The organism is Bradyrhizobium sp. LA6.1 (assembly GCF_040547805.1).
GTDB lineage: Bacteria > Pseudomonadota > Alphaproteobacteria > Rhizobiales > Xanthobacteraceae > Bradyrhizobium > Bradyrhizobium barranii.
The window spans coordinates 1-25,905 of the sequence record NZ_JBEPQK010000019.1 but is presented as its reverse complement, the minus strand read 5'-3'; the positions used below and the strand labels follow the sequence as shown (position 1 = coordinate 25,905).

The 25,905-nt window shown below is 60.3% G+C and carries 19 protein-coding genes and 2 pseudogenes; 17 read left to right on the top strand and 4 right to left on the bottom strand.

Annotated elements, in window-relative coordinates; genetic code table 11:
• The first annotated feature begins 666 nt into the window (after nt 1–666).
• From ABIB99_RS34605 to ABIB99_RS34535, 15 genes and pseudogenes are all read left to right on the top strand, one after another.
• Entirely contained in the window at nt 667–2,655 is a 1,989-nt protein-coding gene (locus ABIB99_RS34605) for a phospholipase D-like domain-containing protein (protein WP_354179957.1), read from the top strand.
• Nucleotides 2,656–2,687: 32 nt separating this feature from the next.
• Nucleotides 2,688–3,497 carry a S1/P1 nuclease gene (locus ABIB99_RS34600; protein WP_354179955.1) on the top strand — a complete coding sequence of 270 codons (810 nt, stop codon included), beginning with the start codon at nt 2,688–2,690 and terminating at the stop codon, nt 3,495–3,497.
• Nucleotides 3,498–3,923: 426 nt separating this feature from the next.
• Nucleotides 3,924–5,132: a hypothetical protein gene (locus ABIB99_RS34595; RefSeq protein WP_354179953.1), complete on the top strand. Its 1,209-nt coding sequence runs from the start codon at nt 3,924–3,926 to the stop codon at nt 5,130–5,132.
• Nucleotides 5,133–5,232: 100 nt separating this feature from the next.
• Nucleotides 5,233–5,817 (top strand): sugar dehydrogenase complex small subunit, encoded by a 585-nt coding sequence (locus ABIB99_RS34590; protein ID WP_354179951.1) that lies wholly within the window; start codon nt 5,233–5,235, stop codon nt 5,815–5,817.
• Between the two features lie 15 nt (nt 5,818–5,832).
• Nucleotides 5,833–7,734, top strand: coding sequence for a GMC family oxidoreductase (locus ABIB99_RS34585; protein ID WP_354179949.1), 1,902 nt, complete (start codon nt 5,833–5,835; stop codon nt 7,732–7,734).
• A gap of 100 nt (nt 7,735–7,834) precedes the next feature.
• On the top strand, nt 7,835–8,545 hold the full coding sequence (locus tag ABIB99_RS34580) for an HAD family acid phosphatase (RefSeq protein WP_354179947.1): 711 nt from the start codon (nt 7,835–7,837) through the stop codon (nt 8,543–8,545).
• A pseudogene (locus ABIB99_RS34575) lies at nt 8,487–8,687 on the top strand (twin-arginine translocation signal domain-containing protein); the annotation flags it as partial. The gene ABIB99_RS34580 and the pseudogene ABIB99_RS34575, both read left to right, overlap by 59 nt.
• 198 nt (nt 8,688–8,885) lie before the next feature.
• Nucleotides 8,886–9,875, top strand: a complete 990-nt coding sequence (locus tag ABIB99_RS34570; protein ID WP_354180133.1) for a cytidine/deoxycytidylate deaminase family protein — start codon at nt 8,886–8,888, stop codon at nt 9,873–9,875.
• A gap of 47 nt (nt 9,876–9,922) precedes the next feature.
• A complete protein-coding gene (locus ABIB99_RS34565) occupies nt 9,923–10,294 on the top strand; it encodes a phospholipase C/P1 nuclease family protein (protein WP_354179945.1) in 372 nt (123 codons plus the stop codon).
• 63 nt (nt 10,295–10,357) lie between these two features.
• Nucleotides 10,358–10,555: a hypothetical protein gene (locus ABIB99_RS34560; RefSeq protein ID WP_354179943.1), complete on the top strand. Its 198-nt coding sequence runs from the start codon at nt 10,358–10,360 to the stop codon at nt 10,553–10,555.
• A gap of 553 nt (nt 10,556–11,108) precedes the next feature.
• Nucleotides 11,109–11,372 (top strand): annotated as a pseudogene (locus tag ABIB99_RS34555) (ParB N-terminal domain-containing protein); the annotation flags it as partial.
• Between the two features lie 384 nt (nt 11,373–11,756).
• The gene (locus ABIB99_RS34550; RefSeq protein WP_354179941.1) at nt 11,757–14,075 is read left to right on the top strand and encodes a tellurite resistance TerB family protein; all 2,319 of its coding nucleotides are present in this window, start codon (nt 11,757–11,759) and stop codon (nt 14,073–14,075) included.
• Nucleotides 14,072–15,391 carry an ATP-binding protein gene (locus tag ABIB99_RS34545; RefSeq protein WP_354179939.1) on the top strand — a complete coding sequence of 440 codons (1,320 nt, stop codon included), beginning with the start codon at nt 14,072–14,074 and terminating at the stop codon, nt 15,389–15,391. Before ABIB99_RS34550 ends, ABIB99_RS34545 begins: the two co-directional genes overlap by 4 nt.
• A complete protein-coding gene (locus ABIB99_RS34540) occupies nt 15,360–17,633 on the top strand; it encodes a DEAD/DEAH box helicase (protein ID WP_354179937.1) in 2,274 nt (757 codons plus the stop codon). Before ABIB99_RS34545 ends, ABIB99_RS34540 begins: the two co-directional genes overlap by 32 nt.
• Before the next feature lie 24 nt (nt 17,634–17,657).
• Nucleotides 17,658–21,053, top strand: a complete 3,396-nt coding sequence (locus tag ABIB99_RS34535) for a TM0106 family RecB-like putative nuclease (protein WP_354179935.1) — start codon at nt 17,658–17,660, stop codon at nt 21,051–21,053.
• Nucleotides 21,054–21,504: 451 nt separating this feature from the next.
• Here ABIB99_RS34535 and ABIB99_RS34530 read toward each other — a convergent pair whose 3' ends face one another.
• From ABIB99_RS34530 to ABIB99_RS34515, 4 genes are read right to left on the bottom strand one after another with little or no spacing between them, the layout of a single operon-like run.
• A complete protein-coding gene (locus ABIB99_RS34530; RefSeq protein ID WP_354179932.1) occupies nt 21,505–22,569 on the bottom strand; it encodes a CBASS cGAMP-activated phospholipase in 1,065 nt (354 codons plus the stop codon).
• Nucleotides 22,556–23,035, bottom strand: coding sequence for a type II CBASS E2 protein (locus tag ABIB99_RS34525; RefSeq protein ID WP_354179930.1), 480 nt, complete (start codon nt 23,033–23,035; stop codon nt 22,556–22,558). The genes ABIB99_RS34530 and ABIB99_RS34525 overlap by 14 nt, the downstream gene beginning before the upstream one ends.
• Entirely contained in the window at nt 23,032–24,057 is a 1,026-nt protein-coding gene (locus ABIB99_RS34520; RefSeq protein WP_354179928.1) for a nucleotidyltransferase family protein, read from the bottom strand. Before ABIB99_RS34520 ends, ABIB99_RS34525 begins: the two co-directional genes overlap by 4 nt.
• Nucleotides 24,041–24,286 carry a hypothetical protein gene (locus ABIB99_RS34515; RefSeq protein WP_354179926.1) on the bottom strand — a complete coding sequence of 82 codons (246 nt, stop codon included), beginning with the start codon at nt 24,284–24,286 and terminating at the stop codon, nt 24,041–24,043. Before ABIB99_RS34515 ends, ABIB99_RS34520 begins: the two co-directional genes overlap by 17 nt.
• Before the next feature lie 261 nt (nt 24,287–24,547).
• Between ABIB99_RS34515 and ABIB99_RS34510 the strand changes: the two genes are divergently transcribed.
• Nucleotides 24,548–25,072: a helix-turn-helix domain-containing protein gene (locus ABIB99_RS34510; protein ID WP_354179924.1), complete on the top strand. Its 525-nt coding sequence runs from the start codon at nt 24,548–24,550 to the stop codon at nt 25,070–25,072.
• Between the two features lie 84 nt (nt 25,073–25,156).
• Nucleotides 25,157–25,636, top strand: coding sequence for a hypothetical protein (locus ABIB99_RS34505; protein WP_354179922.1), 480 nt, complete (start codon nt 25,157–25,159; stop codon nt 25,634–25,636).
• The last annotated feature ends 269 nt before the right edge of the window (nt 25,637–25,905 follow it).

Below are 25,905 nucleotides of genomic sequence, written 5' to 3'. Positions count from 1 at the left end.
GGCGGCGCGGATCGCGCGAGTAATATCTGCTTGCGTAACTTTGGCTGGACGACGAGGCACAATCGCTCTCCGGCACATGATGTGAATCGGCTTGTCGCCATCCGATGACGTGACCGTGAGGTCGAGAACGGAAGGCCTGTGCGCCGCTTGAGTCCATTTAACTGCGCGTTCAGCCGTCACTCTAGTGAAGCCAAGGAAAGCTTGGAGAACGATGAGGCAACGCAGAGAGCAAAATCGTCATCGTGAGGCAGCGAAGTCGAAGAAGAAGATAGGGATCATTTTCTCTTGATCGACTTTGCGTCGGCACGTCGCGCAACCAATGCTTGATCTCGCTCCGCGTGCTTCGAGCTCTCCGTTTTCAATCGCGGGCACTGTCGCGGTTGAGGCAGCCTTCACCAGATTGAGCATATCCCGCCCGCACGATGCTCCTACTCCCACGGCCTCATGCCGGCCCGATCCTTGACACGCGAAAAATTTTCTTCGTGCCTCAGTTGACTTACGCTGCGGGATGTCTGCACACTGCAGCACAACTTAAAGTCATTTTGTGCTTTCTTATTGTTTGAGGCAGAGGGGTTAGCCTGTACGGCGCCAGATTGCGTCGAACGAACTCACATTCATAAACTCAGCACCAGCGGCAGCGACTGTCATTGGCTGGAGTAATAAGTTATGCGCCTAAAGGCGACGTCGAAGTCAGGAAAGCTTCAGGTAGCGGCCTTCGCCGGCACGCGGGCCATTCTGATCGCTCTTAACATGTCGGACAGCGACCGGAAGGGCTTGCTAGGCTTTGCTTTCAAGCGATCGATCGAGAATGGGCCCGGACAGTGGCTCAAAGGCATGAAGACCTTCCCGAGCCTCGCGCCCGTGCAGCCGACTGGTCACGCCACGCATTTCCCGACGAACGAGAGCCCTGTGCAGAGCTTCCTTTGGTCAGACTACGAGGCGCAGCCGGCGACAAAGTACAGTTTCGAAGTTACAGCGATGTACGGCAAGCCGGGTGAGCTTGAACCACGCGAGGCGGTCACTTTCGAGGTTCAGACCGAGGCCGCGGATGATGGGCAGCACGGAATCTGGTTCAATCGCGGCGCGATTGCCAGCCAGGCCTTCGCGGATCAATTCGGCAACAAGTCCCTCACCGACGAAGATTACAACGATCCGGCCAACAAAGAGGTCGCGTGGCTCTCGCGCGGCCTGCTCGAGGCCTGCCTCGAATACATCCGAAAGACACCTAGTGGTGACGGTCTGCGGGTCTGCGCCTACGAGTTCACCTACGAGCGCGTCCATGAAGAGTTGATCGCGGCCCTCAAGCGCGGGGTTGATGTCCAGATCATTTATCACGCGACCAGCGCAAACAAGAAAGCGATCAAGACATCTGGACTTCCGACCAGGAGAGGCAGCAAGCGGATTCTGTTTGAACGGACGCGGCCTAAAACACCGCACAACAAATTCATTGTCCGGCTGGAGAAAAACAAGACGGCCATTGCGGTCTGGACGGGCTCGACGAATTTCACGCCGTCCGGCTTCCTCGGCCAGACCAACGTCGGGCATCTCGTTACCGAGAAGACCGTAGCAGCAACGTACCTTAAGCTTTGGACCGAGTTGTCGACGAACCCCGAGTCAAAGGAGCAGCATGCCAAGTCCTTTGGGCTCTCGCCCAACCCGAAGAATGTCATCGACAAGGGAATAACGCTGGTCTTTTCGCCGCGTCCTAGCGATCGCATGCTGAACTGGTACGGGGCGCGCGCCGGTGATGCCGCAACGAGTGCGATGTTTACCGGGGCCTTCACTGTCGATCCCGACATTCTGGGGCCGATGGCGAAGCAGGGACCCGCTATGCGCTTCATCCTCATGGAGCGCCCGCCGACCCACGAAGTTATTCAGGCCCAGGCCAACAATCCGGCCGATCTGATGTTTTCGTATGGGGCAATTCTCGGCAAGATGCAGTTGCAGCAGGCCGTAGGCCATGACGAGGACGGTAAGAATACCAAGAAGTGGGTGCCGATCCCCCACTCCAAGATTGAGGAGTGGTTTCTGACAGAGGAGTTGGAGCGCAAGAATGGGCAAGGCTTCGTCTTCTTCATCCACACCAAGTTCTTGCTGGTGGACCCGTTGTCGAACGATCCGCTCGTCTTTACGGGCTCAGCCAATTTCTCCGGCGAATCCCTCAAGTCCAATGACGAGAACATGCTGCTCATCCGCGGCAATACGCGGGTGGCCGACATCTACTTGACCGAGTTCGATCGCATTTTCCGGCATTTCTACTCGCGAGATGCCGCGAACAACATCGCCAAGCATGGTGGTCAGACCAAGTTCGGCCTGCTTGATGACACCGATCGATGGACGAACGACTATTTCGACAAGACCAATGCGAAGAACCATCGGCGCGAGATGTTCTTTGCCGATCCGAAAAGGAGCTGGCAGGCGGATGCTGCCAAGGACCCAGACGTCTTTGTGGGTGAAGGCGTGCGGGGTGGCAAGGGCACAAAGGGCGCAAAGGACGGTGGTGAGCCGGTTGCGCGTGCAGCCGCCCGAAAGACGGCCGCGCCAAAAAAGAAGGGCTCCAAGGCGGGCAAGAAGGCCGCCGCGAAGAAAAAAGCACAAAAAAAGGCTAGGAAGGCCGCCCCGAAGAAGGTCAGGCAAAAGAGACACAGAGGCTAGCGGCCGGAAGGGCTGATATGTGGGGACAAGCTATGCGAGTGATCGTTGTTCTGTTCATCGCACTGGTCTCGTTAACAGGCCGCGCTTTCGCGTGGGGAGACGAAGGACATCAAATCGTTTGCGAGGTCGCTTATCGGCTGGCGACGGTCGATACCCGGGCGGCCATCCGCAAGCTGGTTCGCAATGATCAGGAATATGACAGGTTTAGCGAATCATGCGTCTACCCGGATCACCCGCGCAAGCGGGCCTCTGAGCATTTCATCAATCTGCCGCGCACGGCGCATGAGTTGCCGCCGGAAGGATGCCCGGGCGAGACCCCGTGCGCCTTGAGCGCCATCGCGAATGATTCGACAATACTTGGCTCCAAGGGCAAACCTGCGGACCGGCTGATTGCCCTCAAATTTCTTGGACACTGGGTGGGCGACATTCATCAGCCGCTGCACGTATCTTTCGCGGACGACAAGGGCGGGAATGGGATTGACGTAAGCGGCCAATGCTCTGGCGTGCTGCACGCGACCTGGGACACTTGTCTGGTTATGAAGGCCGTTGGCAAGGATGTTGACGCTGCCGCGTCCGACCTAATCGACACTCTCACCCCCGCCATGAAGGAGGAATGGGTTCAGTCCGATCCGCGCGACTGGGCCAATGAATCCTTTGCTATTACGGAGGACGTCAAGACACACTACTGCGCCATGCAAGCCGGGGCGTGCACTAAAGCCGAAGACGCGCATGTCGAGATAGATGACGCCTATATCGCCGCCAACACCGCGGTGGTGCGCGAGCGTCTTCTTAAAGCTGGCGTACGATTGGCGCATCTCTTGGACAAGCTATTTGCCGACTAGCGGGGCGCAGTAGAACCGTTTTGCTTTTTCGACCGTTGTTGTTTGGCCTGGCTACATCGCGGACGAGGCTTTTTATGAAGCGGAGTTCCTTAAGTTAAATTAGCGCGTTCGTGCGTCGAAAGATGTTCCGTCAATCGCAGGAGGGGAGCGGTGCGCAACGTTTGTCTGCTTGCCGTCAGTGGTGCTTTCGTAATTATCAAATTGCTCAGTTCGCCTGTGCTAGCCCAGGCTCCAGCAGGCGCTTCATCCGATCCTGCCGATAAGGCCAATCCACCGGTTTCGAACTGCAATGTGACGCCGGATACCGATCGGTCGAAGACACCGGCCGTGGCCACTCCGATCACACGCGACCTCCTCACATCGGGGCAGCCGTGCCAGCAGAACGTAAACTCAAAGGGGCTGGTCACGAGTGGACCCGGGCCCGAGATGGCCAACCTGCAGCGCGGCTTCGATTTCTATTCCTGGCTCACTTTCATCGCGATGAATTCTCCAGCGGACGGCGAAGTCATCGGCCAGGGCCCGCGGCCCGGCGGCGACGCGCGCACCAAATGGGAAGACCTGCAGAACTATCGGCCGCTCGCCGACGTGATGCTGGGCGATGGCAGTAAACCCGTTTGGGGCAAGCGCGACGTGCCGGACGAATGCAAGCCGATGGATGGTGCGGGCAAGATCATCTTCCGGCTCGGCGAAGAAGCCTTCAACCAGCCGTTCAAGACCGGCCCGCTGATCGACCAGGACGGCAATTACGCGCTGTTCGACATTTTGATGAACAAGCCGATGTTCGACTACATCGTCGACAACGGGCTCTACAGCAAGCAGGGCCAGGAAGCGTTCGGCCAGACCGTTGAATTCCCGACCGGCAGCAATCCGGGGAAAGATAAGACCACTGGGGCCGATCTTCCGGGCCGCATGGGCGCCATCATGGTCAAGGTCTCCTATCGCATTCTCGATCCGCTCAAGAGCGCGAACCTGATCAACCAGTTTCATACCGTGGATGCACTGATTTATTTTCCGGGCGGCAAAGCCACCAAGGCCGGCCCGGCCTGCGTTGAAAAGAAGCTGGGACTGATCGGCTTCCATGTTGGCCACAAGACGGCCTTCGCGCCGCAATGGGTGTGGACCTCGTTCGAACACGTCAGCAACGCACCCACCGTCGACGACGTCGCCAACGGCAATCTGCTGCCGCGGTACAATTTCTTCAGTGCCGCGTGCAAGACGAATTGCCCGGCGAAGAACGATACGCCGCCGCAGCCCTGGGATCCTGACACCAGTCTGAAGTTCAAGGCCAACTACCGAAGCCAGGTGGTCAGGGATAAGATGATTCCGGGCTTCGTCCAGCAGGAAGTGACGGACCTAAACAGGCCGTTCCGTGCCACCCTGAAGGGCACGGTCTGGGCAAACTACATGCTGCTCGCGACGCAATGGCCGAGCGCTCATGAAAGCAAGACCGATCCGCTCGGCGCGCCGGCGCCGACTTATCTCGCGAACACGACGCTTGAGACCTACGGCCAGGGGCGGGTGCCGCTGGCATCGTCCAGCTGCATGGCGTGCCACGGCAACGCCACCACGCAGCACGTGCCGGCGACGGCGTCCGACTTCACATTCATCTTGGAGAAAGCGCAGAAGGCGCAGTGAAAAAGCAGAGCGTGCGGGCCGGTTGCCGCAACAGTGAAGACCGGATGATCGCTCGCTCCATGTTCAACCGACCCGCCGCAGGCAAGCCCCGGAGGATATCGTGACGGATCTAACTCGACGAAAAATGCTCGGTGTTGCCGCGGCGGGAGCGGTAACTTCGCTGTCGACGTCAGCCGAAGCCGCCGCACCTCCTGTGCCAACGCCGCTGCCCAATGAGGACGACCTGCGTGCGTTCGTTGCGCTGTCCTCGGTGTTGACCGGAGTCGCGGCCCTCAAGCTGGCGCCGACGGTCGATCCCATTCAGGTTAAGAACCAGTATTTCGACGCGGCAAAGGCCGACCCGGCTCTCCCGACCTTGCTGCAGATGGTTCGTAGTGATCCGGACCCTAAGAATCCGGTCGCGGCGGCGAGCAAGGTGATGAACGATCCGAAGCTCAAATTTCTCGGACGGAGCATCATCCTCGCCTGGTATTTGGGCGTCTGGTACGACCCGAAGAAACTTGAGGCCTACAACACGCCGGGTGACCACCCATTTCCGCTGAATCCTGTGAAGGTCATTTCGCCCGCTGCCTATACGCAGGGTTGGACCTGGCGGGTCGCGCAGGCGCATCCCATGGGCTACAGCGAAATGCGCTACGGTTACTGGGCGGATGATCCGCTGAAGCTCGAGATTTACATTGCTTGATAGGGAGCTCCGACCATGTGTGCCGCAAGAATGCCGGACCCCGATGTCGTGATTGTTGGCTCGGGCATAGCAGGAGCGCTCATCGCCAAGGTGCTGGCGACCGCCGGCAAGAAAGTTCTGATTCTCGAGGCGGGCGAGCAACTGCCGCCCGATATCAACGGCTACATGAATCGCTTCCTCAACGCGACCGCGAAAGTGCCCGAGAGCCCGTATCCGCCGGAGCTGTTCGACGCCAACGGCCTGGTCGATCCCAGTACCGTGAATGTCGGTCGTCCGACCGTGCTCAGCCTGGGAGCAAGATACAGATTTGGCGATTGGCAGGATCCCAAGCAGTCCTATTTGATCCAGCAGGGACCGCTCCCGTTTGCCAGTACCTATGAGCGCATCAATGGCGGCACGTCTCGGCATTGGCTCGGAACCAGCCTGCGCTTCCTGCCAAGCGACTTCGAGATGAAGACGCGGTACAACCGCTTCGTCGACTGGCCGATCAAATACAGTCATCTGGAAGAGTGGTACGGCAAGGCCGAGCGGGAGATCGGCGTCTCTGCCGATGTCGCGGATCAGTCCTATCTCGATATCAGCTTCAGCTCGGGTTACTCCTATCCGATGCCGAAGATTGTGATGTCGAAGGTCGACGCTGCGGTCGAAGCCGGGTTGTCCGGCCTGAAGATCTCCGGTCACGGACTCGACGACGTCAAATGGGCGGTGGCGAGCACGCCGGCTGCCCGCAACTCGCAGCCCTATCAGAACCGCCGGGTTTGCGCCGGCAATACCAACTGCATTCCTATCTGCCCGATCCAGGCCAAATACGATCCCAGCGTCACGCTGGCCGACGCGCTGCGCACCGGCCGTGTCGATATCATGTACAAGACCGTCGCCTCAAAGGTCCAGGTCGATGAGAGCCGTCGCGTCAGTGGCATCGAATGGATCCGCTATCAGGACGAAAAGGGACCTCCAGTGGAGCGCGGCAGCGTGACCGGAAACAAGAAGGTCTATATCCTGGCCGGCAATGCCATTGAGACGCCGCGACTGCTCCTGATGTCGAAGAGCGAGCGTTCCCCCGACGGCGTGGCGAACCGCAAGGACGGCAAGGGCTTCGTCGGCAAATATCTGATGGACCATCCGCTCTATCTGGCCTGGGCGCTTGCGCCGAAGCCGGTGTGGGGATATCGCGGACCGCTGTCGACGGCGGGCATCGAGATCTGTCGCGACGGCGCGTTCCGCCGCGACCGCGGCGCGTTCCGTGTCGAAATCGGGAACGAAGGGTGGAACTTCGCGCTCGGCGACCCCAACACGACCACCGTCGATTTCGTTAACGGGATCAATTTCAGCGGTCTCAATGGGGGCAAGTCCGACGACCCCAAGAAGGGCGAACCGAAAGCGTTGTTCGGCAGTGAGCTGACAGCCGCCCTCAACGACAAACTTTCGCGTCAATTCCGTCTCGGCTTCCTGATCGAGCAATCGCCTGATGCCGGCAACAAGGTGACCGTATCGGACCAGTTCATGGACCATCTCGGCCTGCAGCGTCCGCAGATCAGCTACAACCTGTCCGAATACACCAAGCAGGGGCTGGCCGCGGCGAAGGACACCGCATCAGCAATTTTCAAGAACATGGGAGCCGACGAGTTCACCACGAAGCCCAACGCCGACGATCCCAGTACTTTCGAATGGCCGCAAGGCAGCACGGAGCGCATCAAATATTACGGCGCCGGACATTTGGTCGGCACCCACCGCATGGGCACCAGCGCGAACGATTCGGTGGTGGATGACATGCAGCGCTCATGGGATCACAAGAATCTCTATCTGGTCGGCAGCGGCAGTTTCCCGACGGTTGCGACCGCAAATCCAACCTTGACGCTCGCGGCACTGTGCCTGCGAACGGCCGACGATATCGTCAAGAACTTCCCGGCCCAATGACGCGGCAGCAAGACGGCTTAGTAGCATGCATGATTTAGATGTGAATGCCGTACGACGTAGCGCCGGAGCGCATTCCGGCCGGCTCAGAGCCGCGCTTGCCGTGACTGCTCTCATAGCAGCGCTTACGACGTTCGGCCCGGCGGCCGTTCGTGCCGCCGATTGCCCAGCGCCACGCGAGCCGCGGCTTCCGGAGCCGGCACAGCCGATCACCAATATCGACAAGCACAAGAAGCAGTTGCTGGCCTATCAGGCCGGCAATTATGTCGACGACGTCGCGCTGGTCATCGCTGACGCGCGCGCCTATGTCGAGCGCCGCGCCGACCAGGTCAAGATGCCCGCCGTGGTGCTCGATATCGACGAGACGTCGCTCACCAACTGGGAGAACATCAAGGAGAACAATTTCGGCTTCATCAAGAGCGGTCCCTGCACGCAGGAGCCGAACATGGCGTGCGGCTTCGACGAATGGATCCACATGGCGGTGGCACCGGCCATCGAACCGACGCGAACCCTGTTCAACGCGATGCGCGCGCGCAACATCTCGGTCTTCTTCATCACCGGCCGCACCACCGGCCAGCGTGACGCGACCCTGATCAATCTGGATCGCGCCGGCTACGAGGGCTGGACCAGGCTCGTCACCCGTCCCGACACTGACCGTGGCTCAATCGTGCCGTTCAAGAGCGGCGCACGTGCCAGGATCGCCACCGAAGGCTACACCATCATCGCCACGATCGGCGATCAGCAAAGCGACATCGATGGCGGCTTTGCCGAATGCGGCTTCAAGCTGCCGAACCCGTTCTATTTCATCGATTGAGACGGCAGGGTGCCGCGCTGGGGCAAGCACGGTCTGCTTCGCGGTCTCGAATGCAGGGAGCCTCGCGATGAACGATGACAACAAAGTCAACCGGCGCGATTTCATCGCGACCACGACGGCGGTCGCGGGCGCGCTCGGCGCAGCAGCCGTGTCGGCGCCGGCGTCGGCGCAGTCGCTGCTGGCGCCTCCGCCCGGGTTCGACACGCAACAGCCCCTCGTCGACAACTGGAACCGGCAACTCGGCGACCTCGTCGATGTCACCACCGGACTACGGCACGATGCGCCAGAGCTCGGCGATCCCGCGATGAGGGACCGGCACAAGATCTTCTGCTACCTCCTGATGAAGCTGATCGTGCGGTTCTGGAACGGCAACAAGAAGGGCCCGCTCGGCACCTATCCGCTGCGTCAGGCGCAGCTTGATCGTCCCCAGTTGCCGGAAAAGCCGCAGCGCTATCGCGGCGAGATGATGGCCAATCCCGGCGGGCTTCGCGTCAACTGGGATCGCTATCTCGGCCACAACATCGCCTGCATCGCGGTCGACGGCAATGGCGAGATCATCGACTTCGACTTCAACCACAACGACTTCTTCCGAAGCTCGGCCGAACATGCGGAGTCGCGCATGGTGCGTCGGCTGTTCAGCCTCACCGATGTGTTCGACGGCTGGAAGACCGGAAAGAAGCTCAGCGACAAGCCACACCTCGCCTCGCTTAACGACGTCACGCTCTATACGTCGCTGGAATCCTGCGCGCAGTGCTCAGGCGTGATGTCGCTCGCCGGCGTCAGGCAAATCGTCTATCTGCAAAACGACTTCACCGCCTACAAGATCGGTAACCTGATGTACAATCTGGCCAACCGCACACCAGGGGTGGACTCGCGCGGCAACGCCATCATGGATTGGCAAGGCAAGCCCGTACCGAGCCTGCCGGGAGCACCGATTCCCATCGCGGGATCTGAAATTCAGCTCGATGAATTCGAGAAGCTAAATGATGCCAACCTTGCCTTCAGCAAGAATATCATTGCTGCAAAGGCAACCAACGATAAGGATCCGACCATCGTGAGTGGCGCGTTCTTTATTCCGGACAATGGCAAGCCCGATTTTTCTCCGTCCATCACGTCATTTCTATGCACCGATCCTGCACTGAAGATCTTTCAAGATGGTGCCGCCAAGTTCGATGTCATGAACCTTGATCCCGTTTCTCGTGACTGGAAGTTTCCCAACAGGCCGGATAACAAGGACATTTTGACGAACCAGGAATGCCTTGACAAAGCGAGAGCGTTTTTCATTTACGCCGATACCGAGGGTTATCGAGGCTCACCGCACAAGCTGTAGCGTTGTCTACGCGATTGCTTCAAATCGTTCTATCCAATGGGAGACTCTTGACGAAGCTGATATTCGCTCTCGCGACCTTTGTATGTGGCGCGATCCTGAGCTGCTTCCAGATTGACGGTGCGAAGGCGAGAGGTGACGAATGGCATCAGGTGGTTGCCGGGGTTGCCCAGTCGTTGCTCGAGCCAGATGTGCGCAAGCGGGTTAATGCGTTGCTTGCGGCAGATACCGATTCATTGGCAAGCCATAATATGCTGCGGCGGCGACCTGGGCGGGCAAATATCGCCAATATTGGCAATTCCCGCGAGCGAACGCAGCAGTGGCACTTTGTAGATATCGAGATCAGTGCACCTGGACCAAGCCTGTTTCAATCACCCCACAGTACCCGCCGGGAGGCCCGCATCGGACGGACAAAAGGATGAGCGGCGGAGCTCGCTGAACCGAGTAACGGCAGCCTCATCGAGAAACTGGCGTCGCGGCACGGCATGGCCCGCGCGATCATCCATAATAGCAACTATCAGTCGGCGGACGAGGTGAAGGCAGCAATCGACCGGTACTTCGAGGAAAGGAATGAGCATTTCAGGGCCAATCCGCGTAGAGCCGGCAACAAGATATGGGGCAAAGAGCGGGTGCCTGCGGAATTCTCCCCGTCGAACAACTGCAAGGACCCGCGCCTCGGCTAGCGACGGAGAAGAATGCATGCGCGCAAAGCGCCGTGTCCGGCCGGAAGACGCCGTTTCATGCTACATCCTTGAAATCAAGAATTGGGACTGGAGCTATAGCTTCGGTTTGAACGATCCCCGTTACGACGATCGCCCCTTCGGCGACTTTCGCTATATGCAGATTCGAGCTGAGGTACTGCTACCCACGAAAGTCAAAGCCAAGGCGGCAATGGCAGAGCTGACCTTCATGCCCGATGTGCCGCCATCCCGGGTCGAAGCGAAGGCTGAGCAGCGTCCGCTCGGTGTTGGGTACCTGGATCTCCATGGAGGCACGCTCACCGGAGGTTTTTCCATGACGGCGGATGCCCTCGGGCCGGTCATGCAGATGCTGCTCGCGGGGCGTTTCCGGTTTCTCGTTCTTGAGGGGGTCACAATGCGTTACGGCAAATTTCGCATCCGGCACTACCGGTTTGAGGAAAAGCTCGATCTGGATGCTGCCCCCGGTCTCGCCGATGGGCAGGGGTGCAGGCGTGGAGTGCGCGCTGCACCGATGGAAGCAAAAGGAAGAATGATCATGTCGGCCAAATCAATCGAAATCATTCCCGCGAAAGGGACGGAGGTTTTCATTCTGCTCCAAAAGCTCAAAAAGTCCCCGAACAGTGCGCGCAAGACGCCGCACAGCCAGGCGGCGATCGAGGGCTATGCGACGAGTATTGCCGCCAAGGGAATCTTGCAGAATCTGGTGGTTGAGCCCGAATTGGACGAACAAGGCACGGCCACGAGGTTTTATTTGGTGACCATCGGCCACGCCTGTAAGCTTTGGCATGGCTTCCGCGTTGGCGATCCGCGTCGCTCATACCGACGGAAGCGGCGGCACTTACCTCTTCGTCGCGGCGCCGAACGTCTTCGCCTCCTCTCTCAGCAAGCGTCAGAACGCGTTCGGCAGGGCCGCCTCCATGAGTTCGACTTGGGCGGCGGCCGCTCCTTTGCCGAGGCACTGACGTTGCCGCCGGGCAAGGCGAGCGCTTGAGGTTCGCCTGTCCGGTGAGATCGGTTTCTCAGTCGGGCGTCGAAATCCCTCCGAAATATCGAGGCCTAGCCCTTTCCCTACGGTTGTGTGTCGTGCGAATGTCGCCCCATTAGACGGGCCGGGACCGGCGATATTATCTCACGGATTTTCATGGCTAGGCGACGGGGCAATTCGTCGGGTGGAACGATCCCATTGATTTTGTTCGGCGCTTTGGCCGCCGTGGTGTCGGCCGCCTACCGCTTTGCGGTCGAGAATGCGGAGGCGATAGGCGTCATAGCCCTGATTTGCGCACTGATCGCCATCGCGTTCCTCATCGCCCGCGCCAGGTCGACGAAACGAATTGATCCGACCGGTGTCAGGCCACCGCTTCTGGATACCGTTTGGCGGACCCGCGCTCCAGGGGCTCCTTCCACACGGGTCGAACGCTCCCCTCCGGCCAGGTGGATCCGAAGCGGTGAAACTGTGAAGTTCGGCACTGCCGCGCTTTCAGGCGGCATGTTCTACTACGGGGATTGGCTCGCGCTCGCGGGGAGCGCCACGCGCCAATACGCCATCAACCCGAAACTCTCGGCCTCTGGCGCGGCCGACGTGGAGGGCCGCTCGATGCCGTACTGGCCGTCCTACGCTGACATCTCTCCTGAGGCCCGTCGCGCCTTCCTCGATTGGATGGCCGGAGGCAGGCGGGATCCTTCCTACGGCATCGGGCTGGTCTTTATCTTCCTGTATGGCCTCGAACATCGGCTGTTCCTTGAGGGAGGAGACGATGCACCCCTGCTCATCCGAGAGGTCGAGAGACTTCTGGCGATCTACGGCGCCAACAACTCGTTCCACGGCTACGCGAGCAATTTCCTCGACTTCGCCCGACTGGCCCGGGGCGAACGCCTTGAGGTGGGCGCACTCTCTCCGGAGCGGCGCGGTGGACCCGAGATGTACTTACCGACCCGTCTCTACCTCGGAAGCCGCCTCGACGAAGCGCCGGCGTTGTCGGCCGAAGACGCCCTACGCTGGGTTCTTGCGATGCCGGACACGTATCTTAGGACGCCTGCGGTCCGTTGCTTCGACGAGTTCGTCTCGTTGTGGCGGTTGCGGTTCGAGCGGATCTATCCCGCGGGCCTTCCGGTGAGCGGCAAAGATCGGATCTCCCTGCGCTACCGGGCGGCGAGCGGCGCGTTCGACGTGGCGGTCAGTGGATCGCACGAGCAGCACATCGACGTGGCCCGGGTGACGAAACCGTTGTCCGGACTGCAGAAGCTGGTGACCGATTGCACCGACGAGTTGGACTCATTCAGCCGCTTCGTCGGCCGAAAACCTTCGGCCAGGAATTCGATGGCCGCAGCGAAATTGCTGCCCGCCGATCTGCAACAAAGCACGACCACGGGCGCGATCGTCGATTTCCGGCACCGGATCGAAGCCGTTGTGGGGAATCACGGACGCGGAAGCAGCACGGCACAGGTGCTGTTGGAAATGGCGGGCATCGAAGTGCCCGCGGACGGAAAGATTTCGGCCGCGGCCGCCGACGAACTCGGCTGCGCGCTGGATTCGATCGGGGTCGCCATCGAGCCCGACCGCCGATACGGAAGCAGCGTCCCACGCGCCGATGAGCAGGTGTTCGTGTTCAGAGCTCCGAACGGCGGCCCTGTCGATCCCGCCAGGGCATCTTTCCGAGCCGTAAGGGCGCAAGTCGAGGTCGCGGTGCTGGCGGCTGCGGCGGATGGAGATGCATCCTACGAGGAGCTCCAGCGCACGATCGCGCGGATTCGCTCCGCCACCGATCTGTCCGGAGTCGAGCAGGCGCGGCTGATCGCTTTCGCGGTGACAACGTTCAACAACCCGCCGAAGCAGGCGAGGGTGATGCGGAAGCTCGCCGATACCACCGAAGGCGAACGCCAGGCCATCGCGGACGCGGCCATAGCAGTGATCGGCGGAAGCGGAAACGTTGACGCCGGCGAAGTGAAATTCCTGGAACGCCTTCACAAGTCGCTCGGGCTGCCGAAGGAGCGTGTGTACTCTGGACTCCATAGCGCTGCCGCAAGACAGGCCGACGATCCCGTACCCATTAGCGGCGAGGACCGGGCCGTAGGGGTACCGCTACCGAAGGAAGCGCCGTCGTCGATTCCTCCTGCCGTTGCCGCTAGGGGAATGTCCATCGATACCGCGCGACTGGAACGAACGCGGAGGGAAACGGAGGCGGTGTCGGCTCTCCTTTCGGATATCTTCGCCGAAGACGTCGTCCAGCCGCAACAAGCTCCTCCCGAACAGGCCGCTCTGGACGGACTCGACGGGCCGCACACCGAACTGGTGGAGCTCCTGGAGCTTCGCGGGTCGATGACGCGGACCGAATTCGACCGACACGCAAAGGAGATGCGCCTGTTGCCGGATGGCGCCATCGAACGGATCAACGACTGGTCGTTCGATCGCTTCGATGATGCGCTGATCGAGGACGGCTATGAAGTCGTCGTCACGCCGCATCTTCGAGGGAAAATCGCCGAGATGAAGGACAAGGCCGCATGAGCAAATCCGCCAAGACGATCCGGCCCAAGGAGCGCGATACGATCATTCAGGCCCTATCGGCCGGCGTGGTGCCTCGCCTGGGTCTGGCGCACATCCAGGTGGGGCGCGCCGGAGAGATCGCAGCCCTGCTGCGCGACATCGACCGGATAGCAGACTCCGGAGCCGCGGTGAGATTCATTATCGGCGAATACGGTGCGGGAAAGACGTTCTTCGCGAGCATCGTGCGTCTTATCGCGCTCGAGCGAAAATGCGTGACCATGCACGCCGATCTGTCGCCCAACAGGCGTATCCACGCGAGCGGCGGCCAGGCACGTGCGCTCTATTCCGAAGCCGTGAACAACATGGCCACGCGGAACAAGCCCGAAGGTGGCGCGCTCCAGAACGTGATCGAAAGGCTGGTGACCGACGCCGCTAAGGAAGGCGGCGAGAAGGGCATACCGATCGAGAAGGTCATCGACGAGAAGCTCGCGCCGATCACCGGTTTCGCCGGCGGGTACGACTTCGCCACCGTCCTGAAGGCGTACTGGCGGGGCAGCGAGGAATCGAACGATGCTCTCAAGCAATGTGCGATCCGATGGCTACGCGGCGAATATACGACCAAGACGGATGCGAAGAAGGATCTCGGAGTTCGGACGATCATCGACGACGAGAACGTCTACGACTCGCTGAAATCACTGGCATGCCTCGTGAAGGTCGCGGGCTACGCGGGTCTGGTTGTGATGTTCGACGAAATGGCCAACATCTACAAGCTACAGAACTCCCAGGCACGGAAGCAGAACTACGAGCAGATCCTGGACATCGTGAACGACTCGCTGCAGGGCACCACGTCCGGCATCGGATTCGTCATGTGCGGGACACCCGAATTTCTGTTCGATACCCGCCGCGGCTTGTTCAGCTACGAAGCGCTTCAATCGCGGTTGGCGGAGAATACCTTCGCCCACGGCGGTCTCGTCGATCTTTCGGGACCGGTCATCCGGCTCCAGAGTCTGACGCCCGAGGATTTGCTGGTGCTGCTAGGCAACATCAGGATGGTGTTCGCAAGCGGAGACCCGTCGAAATATCTGATACCCGACGAGGCCCTTACCGGTTTCATGGAACACTGCGATCGAAAGATCGGAGAGGCATATTTTAGGACCCCGCGTTCGACAGTGAAGGCGTTCGTTCACATGCTGTCGGTGCTCGAACAGAATCCGGGTGCGCGCTGGGAAGATCTTCTGGATCGCATGCCGATCGCACCGGACGCACCGGAAGTTTCGGCGGACGCCGATGTTAGCGGAGACGGCGATGAGCTCACCAGCCTCCGACTCAACCCTTGAAGAAGCCTACGACAAGCTTCATCCGACGATCCGTCGCTGGATCAGAGATCAAGGTTGGGACGAACTGAGGGAGATCCAAGCTCGCACCGTGAATGCGGTGCTGGACGGCGATCGTGACATCCTGATCGCGGCGACGACCGCGGCCGGAAAGACGGAAGCGGCTTTCCTGCCTATCCTCACCAAGGTGGCGGAGCGCAAAGAACCGGGCTTTTCCGTCCTCTACGTCAGCCCTCTAAAGGCGCTGATCAATGACCAGTTCAAGCGCCTGGACGAATTGTGCGAAAACATGGGCATTCCTGTCGTGAAATGGCACGGGGATGCGCCGCAGGCCGACAAGAAGCGGGCCTTGGTCAGGCCGCAGGGCATCGCCCTGATCACGCCCGAGTCGATCGAAGCCATGTTCACCCGCCGACCGGCCGACGCCGCGCGGTTGCTGTCGACGGCCGCGTTCATCGTGATCGACGAGCTCCATTCCTTCCTCCAGGGGCCGAGGGGACTTCATGTGGCGAGCCTGCTGCGCCGCATCGATGCGATGTCGAAAAAAGCCGCGCGGCGCGTCGGGCTGTCCGCGACCATCGGCGATCTTCCGCAGGCCGCCGCTTGGCTGCGTCCTGCTGTACCGCACTCGGTCGAGATCCTCGAGGCGAAATCCGATTCGCCGGAGCTCAGGCTTCAGATACGCGGATATGTCGAGCCGCCCGAGCTCGACGATCCCGATCATGCCGAAGGTGCCTCCGGTGCGGAAGAGACGCCGAGAAGGATCGCGCTGGACGACATCGCAGATCATCTGTTCGCCACGCTCCGCGGGACGAACAATCTCGTCTTCGGTGGATCGCGCCGCACGGTTGAGTCCGCAGCGGACAGATTGAGGAGGCGTTGCGAAACGGCGAAGGTCCCGAACGAATTCTTCCCCCATCACGGCAGCCTCTCGAAGACCTTGCGCGAGGATCTCGAAGACCGCTTGAAGGACGCGAGGCTTCCGACGACCGCGATCTGCACGTCGACCTTGGAACTCGGCGTCGACATTGGATCCGTGAAGTCGGTCGCCCAGATCGGGTCGCCCAGATCGCTATCGTCGCTGAAGCAGAGGCTCGGACGCACGGGGCGCCGGCGCGGCACGCCTTCTATCCTGCGGGTCTACGTGCGCGAACCCAACATCGATCAGGACTCCGGCATGTTGGATAAGCTTCGGTCCAACACGATACGGTCGGTCGCCGTCGTGCGGCTGCTCCTGGAGAGGTTCGTCGAACCGGCCGGCGAGGTGCCCGAAACGGCGTCGACGCTCATACACCAGATCCTGTCGGTTATCGCGGAACGCGGCGGCATAAGGGCTCGACCGATGTACGATTTATTGTGCGGCCCGGGTCCCTTCGCCTCGATCTCGGTGACCGAGTTCGCCGATCTGCTCCGGCACCTGTCTTCGGAGGCGGTCAAGTTCGTCGAGCAAGCGAGCGACGGCACCATCATGCTCGGGAAGGAGGGCGAACGGATCGTCCAATCGCGCAATTTCTTCGCCGTCTTCGAGTCTCCTGACGAATGGCGCCTCACGGTCGGAGGGCGGACGCTCGGGACTCTCCCGATTTCATTTCCCGTCCATAAGGACAGCCTGGTCGTCTTCGCCGGCCAACGCTGGATCGTGCAGGATCTCGACGAGAAGACGAACACTCTGTTCGTGGCGCCGCATCCAGGAGGTGTAGTGCCCCGGTTCGAGCGGGCCAACGGAGAGCGCCTCCACGATCGATTGGCGGCGGAGATGCGGCAGGTCTACCTGGCGTCGGACATGCCGCCTTATCTCGACGACAAGGGGCGTTCGCTGCTGGCCGAAGGAAGAGAGATGTTCCGGTCTCTCGGTCTTGAGACGACGACCTGCGTACAGGAGGAGAAGAACCTTCACGTCTTTCTGTGGCGGGGGTCCCAGGCGACCGCCGTCTTCGGAGCCGCCGCCGCGATGGTTGGAATTCCGGGTGAAGTCCACGACCTGGGTCTTACACTTTCTGAGACCAACGTGTTCGATGCTTCGGCGAAGTTGAAGCTCCTGGCAGATGCGGAGGACGTGGATCCCATCGGGCTAGCGGCGTTCGTTGAGAACGTGGCGGCCGGCAAGTTCCGGGATCAGGTCCCGCAATCCTTGGCCAAGGCCTTGTGGGCCAGACAGAACGCCGCAGCGATAGCCTGCATCATCGGCATGGCGCGGACCGTGTGCCAGGCACACGGTCCGGGAAGCGACAGCGGACTCCAGTGACGCGCTCCAACGAGCGGGGGAAAAATGTACAAAGTCGCGGGAACGCTTAACCTCAGTGCCGGCGATCTGGTGGGGCATCTGAACTGTCGCTATCTGACATCGCTCGACCTCATGGTCGTCGACGGCGAGTTGGATAAGCCCAAGATCTGGGATCCGGTGCTCGAAGTGCTGGCCGAGCGGGGGAGGCTGCACGAACGTGAATTCGTCGAGCACCTCAAGGCCGACGGTCGAGCCGCGACGGTCGTGGAAGGCGTCGGCGTCGACGCCAATTCGCTCGCGGCCACCAGCGCGGCCATGGCCCGCGGAGACGCGATTATCGTCCAGGGCGCGTTGCAGGCAGGACGCTGGAACGGCCGCGCGGACATCCTCACGAGAGTCGAAACGCCGAGCCGCTTCGGCGCCTGGTCGTACGAAGTCATCGACACCAAGCTCGCGCGACAGACGAAGGGCAGCACGATCCTTCAGATATCGCTCTATTCGGACCTGTTGTCCGAAATCCAACAGGCTGAGCCGACGTCCGCGCTGGTCGTCACGCCCGGTACCAATTTCATGCCGGAGACGTACCGGGTCGCCGATTATGCCGCCTACTACCGGCATGTCCGCCGCAGCCTGGAGGAGGCCGTGTCGGGACCGCTCTCGAGCTCCGTCTATCCCGAGCCCATCGACCACTGCGAGATATGCCGGTGGCGGCGGCACTGCGACGAGCGAAGGAGGGCGGACGATCACATGTCGCTCATCGCCGGCATCAGCAAATCGCAGATGGGCGAACTGGAGAGGAATGGGGTGGAGACAATGGCTGCGCTCGCCGCCCTGCCATTACCGCTGCAGTGGAGACCCGAACGAGGAAACGTCAAAAGCTTCGAGAAGGTCCGCGAGCAGGCCCGCATACAGGTGGAAGGACGCGAGAGCGGCACGGTCCTCTACGAAACCTTGCCGCCGATCGCGGGCTTCGGCCTATCACGGCTGCCCGAACCCTCCCAAGGCGACATATTCTTCGACTTCGAGGGTGATCCCTTCGTAAGCGACGGCGGATTGGAATTCCTCTTCGGATACACATACTCCGACGAAGGCGGCCAGCCGCGGTACGTTGGCGATTGGGCTTCGAACCGTCAGGAAGAAAGGATCGCGTTCGAGCGTTTCGTCGATTTCGTGACCGATCGCCTCAAAACCCATCCGGACCTACACATCTACCATTTCGCGCCCTACGAACCGGCGGCGATGAAGCGGCTCATGGGCCGATATGCGACGCGCGAGAACGAGGTCGACAGCCTGCTGCGCGCCGAAACTTTCGTGGACCTCTATTCCGTCGTCCGCCATGCCATTAGAGCCAGCGTCGAGAGCTACTCTATCAAGAAGCTCGAACCGCTGTATTCGTTCATCAGAACCGTTCCGCTCGACGACGTCGGCGCGGTGATGGCGCGGACGCAGGCGCGACTGGAGTTGTCGGATGCCGCGGGCATACCCGAAAGCGACAAGGAAACGATCAGGGGCTACAATCGGGACGACTGCTCCTCGACGGATGCTTTGCGACATTGGCTCGAGTCGGTTCGGGCCGACGTCATCGCCGGCGGGGCGATAGTCGACCGGCCGGCGCCGGGGACGTCGGAGGTCAGCGCCGAACTCGACGAATGGCACAAGAAGGTTGCCGCGCTCGTCGAACGTCTAATCGCAGGCGTGCCGGACGACGTCGCGGAACGAACCTCCGAGCAGCAGGCGCTCTGGCTTTTGGCGTCCATGCTGGATTGGCACGGGCGGGAGAACAAGGCCGTCTGGTGGGAATACTTCCGGCTTCGAGACCTGTCCGCCGAAGATCTGCTTCACGAGCGCGACGGGATCGCGGAACTGGCGTTCCTGCAGCAAGTCGGCGGGACTGCCAAGGCCCCGGTCCATCGGTATCGCTTTGCGCTGCAAGACACTGACATCCGCGTAGGAGACAAATTGCACAGCATCGGCGGCGACGATTTCGGACGGGTCGTCGCGATGTCGCTCGACGACCGCACGATCGACGTCAAGAAGCGCGGAGACACGGCCGCGTTGCATCCCGAGGCGGTCTTCACACACAGTTTCGTCGGCACTCAGGTTCTCGCCGACTCGCTGATGCGGATCGGCGAGTACGTGGCCGACCATGGAATGGTCGGGGAGGGCCAACATCGCGCCGCCCGCGATCTGTTGAGGGCGGCGGCTCCGCGACTGATGGGGCAGCAATTCCAGGTGGACGGCGAGACGACCATGCAGGCGGCGATCCGCGTAGCGCTCAATCTCGACAACAGCATCTTTCCGGTACAGGGACCCCCGGGGGCAGGAAAGACTTATACCGGTGCTCGGATGATCTGTGCCCTCGCCAAGGAGGGAAAAAAAGTCGGGATCACGGCGAACAGCCATAAGGTCATCCGCAACCTTCTGGACGAGGTCGTCTCCACTGCCCGCGAACAGGGTCTTCCGATCAAATGCATCCAGAAGCCGTCCGACAAGGAGGACGATCTGCCGGGTTTGCGCTTCACGACTGACAACGCCGCGTTTCTCGATGCGCTGGATTCCGACTGCATGGTCGGAGGTGCGACCGCATGGTTCTGGGCCCGACCCGACGCGGCGGGGATCGTCGACGTTCTGTTCATCGACGAAGCCGCCCAGATGTCACTCGCGAACGTCCTTGCTGTTTCGCAGACCGCGCGGAGCATCGTGCTATTGGGCGATCCGCGGCAACTCGAGCAGCCGATCAAGGGGAGCCATCCCGACGGTGTCGACGTCTCCTCTCTGGACCACATCCTCGGTCCCCACGCCACCGTGCCTCCCGACCGAGGGCTCTTTCTTCCCGAGACCTGGCGCCTGCATCCGCAAATCTGCTCGTTCAACTCCGAAATGTTTTACGACGGTCGTCTGCATCCCCATCCTGGCCTGGAGAACCAGGAGATCCTCTCGAGCGGCAGAATTAGCGGAGCCGGTCTGCGCTATCTACCCGTGGCGCATGAAGGCAATCAGAGTTCGTCGCGGGAGGAGGCCGACGCGATCCGCGACCTCGTTTTTGAAGTCCTAGATGCAGGAACGGCCTGGACCAATCGCGACGGCGCCGAGGCGCAGATCGGATTGGATGAAATCTTGATCATCGCTCCCTACAACGCGCAGGTGTTCGAGCTTCAGGAACGCATCCCCGGCGCCCGCATCGGGACGGTGGACAAGTTCCAGGGACGCGAAGCCCCCATCGTGATTTATTCGATGACGACGTCCAGCTACCTGGACGCTCCCCGCGGAATGGAGTTTCTTTACAGCGCTAATCGATTGAACGTGGCTACATCGCGGACGAAATGCATCTGCGTCGTCGTGGCATCTCCTCGACTTTTCGAGGTGGAATGCAGAACGCCCCGACAGATGCAACTCGCGAATGCATTTTGTCGATATCTGGAGTTGGCAACTCATCTCTAGTCGGCGGAACCCGCATCGAGTATCGGCTAATTACAAGGGGTTTCATTTTTCCCGGCGCAAGTGACAGGTGGGGCTCCATTTTTGTTGGGATTGGGCGCGTGCGGCTATTGCCGCACCGGGCTCTCGTGAAGCGAGCCGCGTTGCGTCTCGGCCTTCGGCTTCGATCCCTCGCGCAAGTGCATGTAATGTGTCGCTCGCCGGAGGCACTCGCGCGAAGGGCTGCCGCTTCGTGGTACCGCTATCACTGCCCGTCGCGCGGGTGCCTTGTTAACCGGGCTCGCGACTGCACTCGGTCCCGGGTCCCGCCGCTGCGCGACGGCGCTATGCTGCCCCTCCTTCGGGTGCCTCTTTTGATTTGCTCACTCTTGCTCTTGTTTTCGATACTCTCTCGCGGCTTCCGTTACTTCTGGTAGATCTGGTTCAAAGTCCCAATGACGCGCGGCAACACGCGTTAGGTTGGCGCTTTTGACGAAGCATCGTCGGATGCTCGAGGACCATGATACGCCTTATACGGATCGGCCTTCTCCAGCAGGAAGCGATCCCGGATCATCTGGCCATGCGCGTCCACTAGTTGCGCGGCGATCGGCGGCAACAGCTCCTGCGCACGATCGTAGTCGTCGAGGCCAATGGGATTGTCCGGCATCGGAGGAGCATTTAGGCGCACCAGTTGATCTCGCCCAATGAGCAGCCCTGCTCGCCCAGTCGCATTTTGGCTCTGGAGGTGCATCGCCGAGGAAATGATCTCATACCAGTCGATAAGACCGCCGTGTAAAATCTGGTTCTCGGAGAAGCGGATTTCGCTGTCGCCTGTCCCCAGCGATAGGATGTGCACTTGGCGGCGTTCAAGCTGATAACAGATCAGAGCATCGACGAGCCCGATCATCACGGGATTGTTGGCCCAGACGCCGCCATCTGCAAAGAAACGTCCGCCATTTTTGTAGACCGGGAAGTAGGCGGGTGCTGCGGCGGTGGCCATCGCAATGGTGAGGAGCTGTTCCTTCCAGTCCATTCGGTAATCGAGATGATGTGGGGTCTTGAAGACGTTCACCTCGGTAAATCCATCGAACGATGGAACGCATAAACGCCGCTCTGCCTCACCCAGCGTCTTTTCTTCAAAGACCGATTTGAGAAGGCCTTCAAGGATCTCCGGCTCGTATCTATAGTGCTGGAGCGCCTGCAGAAACCGCCAACGCTGTCGCATCTTGAAGATGTCCCAACGTACTGGCGGGAAGACTTTGTCTCCATGGTCGACGTATAAATCGAGAATGGATTGAGCAGTCTTTCCGATCGAAAGACCCAAGGCGATAATGCCGCCGGTCGAGGTCCCGGTTATCAAATCAAAGTAGCTGCCGGCTGACTGGCCACCAAGATAACGCTTCTCCAGTTCTGTTAGAATGGCAGCGGGCAAGATGCCACGAATGCCGCCGCCATCAATCGATAAGATTCGGAATGGCTTTCCATCAGGCCAAGGCAGTTGCTCTCGTAAGCCCTGAAGAGTGCCACTAGATCGCTTCAAGTTCTTTGGCTCCATCGACGGTCGGAGTCAGGTGACGGCCGCCACCTCGCCATTTCTTCGTGACGAGCCAGCCTTCGTAGAAATAGAGCCACTCATTGGCCCAAAAAATCGTCGTTTCAGCGATGAGGTCGTCCATGCTCCATTCACGAAGCGAGGGACTGAACAGGCACAGATAAGGAAGCGATGGGTCGATCTCGCTTCGATAGACGTGCGGGATCGGCCCTTCTTCGTAATCCAGATGACGCTCCAGCTTCGGTTTGATCACCTGAACCTTTGGTTGAACGTCTCGAAGGCTATAGTCTTCCAGCACCATCGGTATGCGGTAGCGCACGCGAACAAGATGCTCGCGTTTGTCTGGCGCCAGAATTCCTTCCCACGTGGCACTCTGGTCGTATTGCTCAGTCAGCTTGAAATCGGGCCACTGGAAGGTCATGGCCTCAATTTGCTGCTGGATCGATTTGGTCATTCTTTCAGCGTACCTCTGCCTTCGCGAGTGGCCGCGCGGACGGGCGAGGTTCGGAGGCCGGCCGCCACCGCAGGCGCTGCGACGGTTGCCGCGATTTTGCCGCGCGGTCCAGCTTGGAGCCGGCCAGCCTCCATCTCGTGACGTTGTGCATCGAGGTGGCTCTCGATGGCGTAAGCGGCGGCTGACTCGCCAAACAACTTTTTTAGAAGCTCGCTTTTCTCAGCCATGCTTAGCACATCGTTCCGCAGGCGATAGAGCTCGGTAATGAGGCGCCGAAGATCAGCATCATACATGTCCTGCGCTTGTTCATTCTCCGGCCAGCGGTCGGTGAAGACATCGGGATGATAAGCTGGATTTCGAACCTCGACTGTTCGACGAGCGCCAAATTTCTGCTGCAACCGAACGCGGATGGCGTTAGCGACGTTGATCACCTCGTCAATGAGGCTGGTCTTTACGGGACCCGCATCCAGGGAGATCGCTGCCAACACGACCGAAGGCGGCTTGCGCATTCCGCCGCGAGCGCTCGACCGAAAGGCGATATCGCGATTGCGCTTGATCAATTGCAGCGCGACAATGCGCGGCGACTTCTCTTCGATGGGGACGTGTTCGGGCATCGGCTGCGTCTCAGCCTTGATTTCGAGTGTTCCCTCGACCAGAAGGCGCCGGCCCCTAAATGAGTCATAGAAGGCCTGATCGAATTCGACGCGCTTGTTGAAGTCGTCCGCGAATGCCCACGGATTGACGGCTTTATGAAAGCTCTCGTCCGACTCCTTCCTGAAGTGGAAAAGGTTGCCTGCGCGATCCGGCTCTCCCGCGAGGCGAGCGACCGGCATGAGATCAACAGTCGTACCGTCCTCGTACTTGACCGTGACGCAGCGACTGTTCTGCGTCACCATGCCATGATAGCGGCTGCCGGGCTGGCCATTGATGGCTTCGAACAACAACCCGAGCATGGTCTTGGGCTCGGAGTGTGGATGGACGTCCAACTCGATGACGACGTCGACATCATTGATTTTTCGCAACCCTTGATGCGATAGCAGTTCCGGTGGCGAAGCTGCCGCTCGGATAGCATTCGAGCACCTTCTTATGGAGCGGACTGCCCTCCCGGTCGACATGGCCACAGAGGGCGCGGAAGTTGGTTTTCGCGATTTCGTGTTTAGTCGGGCTCAATTGAATTCGGCGCGCGACGTCCATCAAGAGGGCGTCGGCTTGAGAGAGCTGGGCCCACGGCCCAGGAAAGGGAGCGTTCATGACCAATCCTCGTGAGTTCCCCAGTTCGGGGTTTGTTCCCACGTAGTCAGGCCGTAATGTTTGAACAAGACTGCGCCAATTTGTTTCTTTTTCTTGGGTTGCCTTGACTTTAAGCGCTTTCCGATTCTCTAGGTTGCACCGAGTCGTTCCGCAACTATCAGGACTATGCCGGCGCGGGCTATAAGCGCGGAGGAGTTAGATTGACTTTTTGCATGAAGTTAGTCATTTTGCATAACATTATTCAAAATGACTGGATTGCTCATGCCTGTTGATACCATCTCCGGAACTCAGTGCGCGGCCGCGCGGGCGCTGCTTGGTTGGAGCCAAGATGACTTGGCCCGCAATGCCCAGGTCGCCCGCGCCACCATCGCCAGCTTTGAGGGCAACGGCCGTATCGAGCCCATGCGCAAGAACTTGCTGGCCATCATCGCCGCCCTCGAAGCCGCCGGTGTCGCCTTCATTCCGGAGGACATCGAGCACGGGCTGGGCGCTGGCGTTCGCCGCCGCAAGCTGGAGCTTCAATACTCCAACACGGTCCGGCCCGTCGGCTGGGACGTTATCTTTCCTGTTCGATACAAGGGCCAGCCATGCTCGGTCACTATCCCGCGCGCGATCATCGACGACATCGACAACAACAATGACCGCACCGACGAGGGCAGGGTCAAAGTGGTGCAAAATGCTCTGCCTCGATTTCTGATCGCGGTCGAGCAGTTGCTTGGCAATCTCGGTGAGGTACCGCCAGAGATTACGCTCGATCATGGTGCTTTCACGCGCGGCACCTTCTGAGCCTCCGTCATGTACGAATCCCCGACCAAGTCCGACCTCGATCGCAATCTCTCATTCATCATGCATGACGCACGCAAGCGCGCCATGGCCGAGCGTGACCGGATTATCAGCGAAGCAGCCGCGCAAGGTGGGCTGAACAGCCGAGTGCCGATCACGATCGCGACAGTTGTCGATCCCGTTCACCGTGACGCCATCGCGGAGGCCGTCAGGGTTATCCAGAATTTCGTCGAGCGTTTGGAGATGCCGCCGAACGAGATCACGGCGTGGGCGCGGCCGCATCTCGAAAATCTTGGCAATGTCGTTCTCAGCGCCATTCATCCAGCGGGATATCCAGGCGAGCACCAGCAGGCGATCCGACAATATCAAGCGGTGTTCCAGCAGCGGCTCGACGGCGCGCTTCGTGACGTCGAGATTGGATTTATCAGGGGCGCCGGCTTTTCTGCCAAGACCTCAGCGCAGCCGAAAGAGCTGGTCTCGCTCAAACCGACCTGGCTCGGCATGAGCATTGATCTTAAAGAAATGGGGCGCCGATTTCGGTCACGCTGGCTCAAGCATCTCCACTAGAGCGAGCCGCCGCTGGGCGCCGGAACCGAGCGGTTCGTCTGACTGCTGCGCCCTGCGATTTTGCCGCAGGCCAATTATGTTGTTCATGAATCGGAAACTGACCATCCTCTCCGCGCACTGATCGTGGTGATCTGCGATCCGGTTACCGCCCTCCGCGCGTGCGATATGCGCCGCATCGGGCTCTCGTGTTGGGGTGGACGGCCCCCTTCCGCCGGTTTGCGTGGCAAGATGGGTCATCGATGACCTGAAACGAGGGAGCCGCCCGTGGA

Coding starts and splice junctions, on each gene's coding strand:
- ABIB99_RS34600 (WP_354179955.1), top strand. CDS start 2,688: ATGCGAGTGATCGTTGTTCTGTTCATCGCACTGGTCTCGTTAACAGGC.
- ABIB99_RS34585 (WP_354179949.1), top strand. CDS start 5,833: ATGTGTGCCGCAAGAATGCCGGACCCCGATGTCGTGATTGTTGGCTCG.
- ABIB99_RS34510 (WP_354179924.1), top strand. CDS start 24,548: ATGCCTGTTGATACCATCTCCGGAACTCAGTGCGCGGCCGCGCGGGCG.
- ABIB99_RS34535 (WP_354179935.1), top strand. CDS start 17,658: ATGTACAAAGTCGCGGGAACGCTTAACCTCAGTGCCGGCGATCTGGTG.
- ABIB99_RS34525 (WP_354179930.1), bottom strand. CDS start 23,035: ATGACCAAATCGATCCAGCAGCAAATTGAGGCCATGACCTTCCAGTGG.
- ABIB99_RS34560 (WP_354179943.1), top strand. CDS start 10,358: ATGGCCCGCGCGATCATCCATAATAGCAACTATCAGTCGGCGGACGAG.
- ABIB99_RS34545 (WP_354179939.1), top strand. CDS start 14,072: ATGAGCAAATCCGCCAAGACGATCCGGCCCAAGGAGCGCGATACGATC.
- ABIB99_RS34595 (WP_354179953.1), top strand. CDS start 3,924: ATGGCCAACCTGCAGCGCGGCTTCGATTTCTATTCCTGGCTCACTTTC.
- ABIB99_RS34540 (WP_354179937.1), top strand. CDS start 15,360: ATGAGCTCACCAGCCTCCGACTCAACCCTTGAAGAAGCCTACGACAAG.
- ABIB99_RS34515 (WP_354179926.1), bottom strand. CDS start 24,286: ATGAACGCTCCCTTTCCTGGGCCGTGGGCCCAGCTCTCTCAAGCCGAC.
- ABIB99_RS34505 (WP_354179922.1), top strand. CDS start 25,157: ATGGCCGAGCGTGACCGGATTATCAGCGAAGCAGCCGCGCAAGGTGGG.
- ABIB99_RS34570 (WP_354180133.1), top strand. CDS start 8,886: ATGAAGCTGATCGTGCGGTTCTGGAACGGCAACAAGAAGGGCCCGCTC.
- ABIB99_RS34605 (WP_354179957.1), top strand. CDS start 667: ATGCGCCTAAAGGCGACGTCGAAGTCAGGAAAGCTTCAGGTAGCGGCC.